This window comes from Streptomyces sp. HSW2009, assembly GCF_040240285.1.
Lineage (GTDB): Bacteria > Actinomycetota > Actinomycetes > Streptomycetales > Streptomycetaceae > Streptomyces.
This window is the reverse complement of record NZ_JBEHZD010000686.1, coordinates 1-3,571: the sequence shown is the minus strand read 5'-3', so window position 1 is coordinate 3,571 and position 3,571 is coordinate 1. Positions and strand designations below refer to the sequence as shown.

Genomic DNA, 3,571 nt, shown 5'->3' with positions numbered 1-3,571 from the left:
TGACAGGCTCTATCCATCGCGAGCCTGATGTCGAGGAGAGTGAATCCTTGCGGTCCGACGCCAACATCGCGGGGCCGCGGGCCCCCCCCCGGGGCCCCCCCCCCCCCCCCGGGGGCCGGGGGCCCCCCCCCCCCCCCCGGGGGGCCGCGGGGCCCCCCCCCGCGCCCGGCCAGCCCGGTGGCGATGCGGCGGGCCTCGTCGAGCAACTGCCCGTACGACTGGAACGTGCCCTCCGCCGGCGCCCCGTCCGCGGGCCGCTCCTCGGGCACTCCCGCCGCGGGCAGCTCCTCGGGCGCTCCCGGCTCCGGCCGCTCGTCGGGCACTCCCGCCTCCGGCCGCTCGTCAGGCAGGTAGCGCAGGCCGGCGTGCGGCCGGTGTCGGGCGGCGGCCAGCAGCAGCCCGACCACGGACCACGGCCGCGCCGCGCCGTCGAGCACCGCCGCGCGCTCGTCCTGCGGCCTCGCGTCGCCGTGCGCCGCCACATCGTCCTGCGCCGCCGCTCGGTCCGGCGTCACCCGCTGGTCCGACGTCACCGGCTGGCCCTGCGGCGCCGCTCCGTCCGGCGTCGCGTCCGCCCACGCATGCACCTTGATCGTCTCCACTGGCCCCTCTCCTACCGTTCCGTACCGTCGTGCAGCACGTACTCTGCGGCCTGCGCCCGGCCGTCCGCGGAAGGCCGCGCCGACTTGCCGCCGCCCGTCCCCCTTCCTCACCTCATCCGGCTTTGCCCCGCCTTGCCCGTGTCTGGCTCCGCCCTTCGCCGCCCCGTCGCGCCTCGCCCCGTCTCGCCTTGCTCCACTGGAGCCGGGCCCGCGCGCGGTCGCGGCGCCCGCCCCGGCCCCGCTTCCGGCCCGGTGGCGCGCTGGCCGCGCCGGTGTACACATCGCTCAGGCCGCCCGCGCGGGGGCTGTGGGGCTGGTACTCCGCGGCTGCTCCTCGACACCGCGCTCATGGCGCCGTGCTCATTGCGCTGCGCTTGCTCATTGACGCTGCGTCCGTCGGCGCTGCGTTCGCCCGCTGCACCCGTTCGCATCGTGCTCGTTGACGCCGTGCTTGTTGGGGCTGTGCTTGTTGGACCTGTGCTCGTTGGGGCTGTTCTTCCGTACGCGTCGTGCGGTCGTGCGGTCGTACGCGTCGTGCGGTCGCGCGGCCCGCGTGATCGCGGGGGTCGTCCGGGAGTCGTCCGGGGTCGTCCTGGGCGGGGCGCCGCCGCAGGGACGCCCGCGGCGGCCGGTGACCGACCCCGCGGGGAGAAGAAAGCTAGCAGCCGGGAACTTTGCCGGACCATCACCGGGAAGCACCGATCCGCCCGTCCCGAGCGCGCCTACAGCGCGCCCTGAGCGGGCCTCGCCGCGGCCCCCGTCCCCGCCCACAGCGCGCCCCCAGCCGACGGCCCGGTCCGGCCCGCCGTCAGAGCCGCGCCGCGCCACCGCAGCACCCCCGAACGGCCCTCACCTCGGCCGCGACCGCGCTTGACTTCCAGAACCCGCGATATATCGTGTTGGGAAACGCGATATGTTGCGTTCAGGCTCCGTCTGGGAGGTTCCGCCATGTCAGCCCGGTCCGCATGGACGCTCAGCGCACCGCAGAAGCTCACCTTCGACGACCCGGTCGCCGCCCTCCAGGTGCGCATCGTCGGCGGCACGGTCAACGTGGTCGGCACCGACGCCGGCTCCGCCAGCCTCCAGGTCTCCGAGATCGAGGGCCCGCCGCTGTTCGTCAGCCTGACCGCGGGCACGCTGAGCATCGCGTACGAGGACCTGCCGTGGCAGGGGTTCCTCAAGCTGCTCGACCGCAAGGGCTGGCAGCGCACGGCGCACATCACGCTGACCGTGCCGACCGCCGTCCGGGCCGAGGTGGGCACGGTCAGCGCGGCGGCCGTGGTCTCGGGCCTGACCGGGCCGACCGAGGTGCGGGGCATCTCGGGCGACACCACACTGGTGGGGCTGAGCGGCGAGGTGCGGGCCGACACCGTGTCGGGCTGCGTGGAGGTGCAGTCGCTCGGCGGCAGTCTGTGCTTCAACTCCGTATCGGGTGAGCTGACCGTGATCGACGGCATGGGTTCGACGGTCCGGGCGGACTCGGTCAGCGGGGACATGGTGGTGGACATCGCCCCCTCGACCCAGCCGGCCGATCTCCAACTCAGCACCGTCTCCGGCGAGATCGCCATCCGGCTGCCGGACCCGGCGAACGTACGGGTGGAGGCACACACCACCAGCGGCCTGATCTCCAACGCCTTCGACGACCTGCGCGTCGACTCCGGAATCCTGGGCGGCCAGTGGGGCGCGTGGGTCTCGCCCGGCGGCGTCGGCGGCAAGATCAGCGGCAGCCTCGGCACGGCGGGCGGGCGGTTGAAGGCCGCCAGCGTCTCGGGCGCCATCGCCGTACTGCGCCGCCCGCCCACCGACGAGCCGCCCGCCGGCCCCGCAGGGCCAGCCGCCACATCCACCCCGGGCGCTCCGGGCGCCCCGTCCGCACCGCACTCGGAGGGCCCCGGCGTCCCCACCGTCCCCGGCCCGGGCGCGCCCGCCCAGACCACCCCGTCCGACAAGAAGGTCCGCTGATGCCTCCCGTCTTCGCGCACGGACGCCTGCGCCTGTATCTGCTCAAGCTGCTCGACGAGGCACCGCGCCACGGCTACGAGGTCATCCGACTGCTCGAAGAGCGCTTCCACGGCCTGTACGCACCCTCGGCCGGCACCGTCTACCCGCGGCTGGCCAAGCTGGAGGCGGAGGGCCTGGTCACCCACACCACCGAGGGCGGACGCAAGGTCTACTCGCTCACCGACGCGGGCCGGGCCGAACTTGCCGATCGTGGCGGAGAGTTGGCAGACCTCGAACTGGAGATCCGCGAGTCGGTCGCCGAGCTGGCCGCCGAGATCCGGGCGGACGTACGGGGCTCCGCCAGCGATCTGCGCCGCCACATGCGGGAGGCCGCGGCCCAGGCGCGCGCGGCGGGGTCGGCGGCGGCCGGCGCCGACGGGGCACATGCGCAGCGCGAGGAACCGCGCCGGCCCGCGGAGGACGCCCGGGGTGGCGCGCGGGCGGACGGCAAGGGGAGCGGGGCGCCGTGGGAGAGCGGCCCGTGGACCGACCCCGACGCGTGGCGGCAGGCCAAGGAGGACCTGCGGCGCGCCAAGGAGGAGTGGAAGGAGCAGGCGCGCCGGGCGAAGGAGGAGAGCCGCCGCGCGAAGCAGGACGCCCAGCGCGCCCGCCGCGAGGCCAAGGACGCCCGCGACTTCGCCCGCGAGGAGGTCCAGCGGATCGCCCACCGCGTCCAGGAACAGACCCAGCAGCACCTGCGGACCGGCGATTGGCAGGCCGCACTCCGCGAGGGCCTGTCCGAGGTCACCCGCGCCATGACCCGCATGGGCCAACCGGACCCGTGGGCACCCGACCGGTCCGATGCTCCGGCCGACGCGGGTACGGGCGCGGGCTCTGACACCGGCTCCGGTTCCAGCTCTGCCGCCGATTCCAGCTCTGCCACCGGCTCCGGCCCTGCCGCGGGTGCGGCCACGCGTACGGACGCGGCTGCGGCTGCCGCCGGCACGGCGGGCGCCCCGCGCGGGGGG

General features: G+C 75.6%; 2 protein-coding genes and 1 pseudogene. 2 read left to right on the top strand and 1 reads right to left on the bottom strand.

Going from position 1 to position 3,571, the window contains the following annotated elements:
- Positions 1–602: pseudogene (locus tag AAHZ94_RS30745) on the bottom strand (hypothetical protein); the annotation flags it as partial.
- 948 nt (positions 603–1,550) lie between these two features.
- Between AAHZ94_RS30745 and AAHZ94_RS30740 the strand changes: the two are divergent.
- Positions 1,551–2,564, top strand: coding sequence for a DUF4097 family beta strand repeat-containing protein (locus AAHZ94_RS30740; RefSeq protein WP_349997005.1), 1,014 nt, complete (start codon positions 1,551–1,553; stop codon positions 2,562–2,564).
- A partial coding sequence (locus AAHZ94_RS30735; protein ID WP_349997004.1) for a PadR family transcriptional regulator occupies positions 2,564–3,571 on the top strand: 1,008 nt, incomplete at its 3' end. The genes AAHZ94_RS30740 and AAHZ94_RS30735, both read left to right, overlap by 1 nt.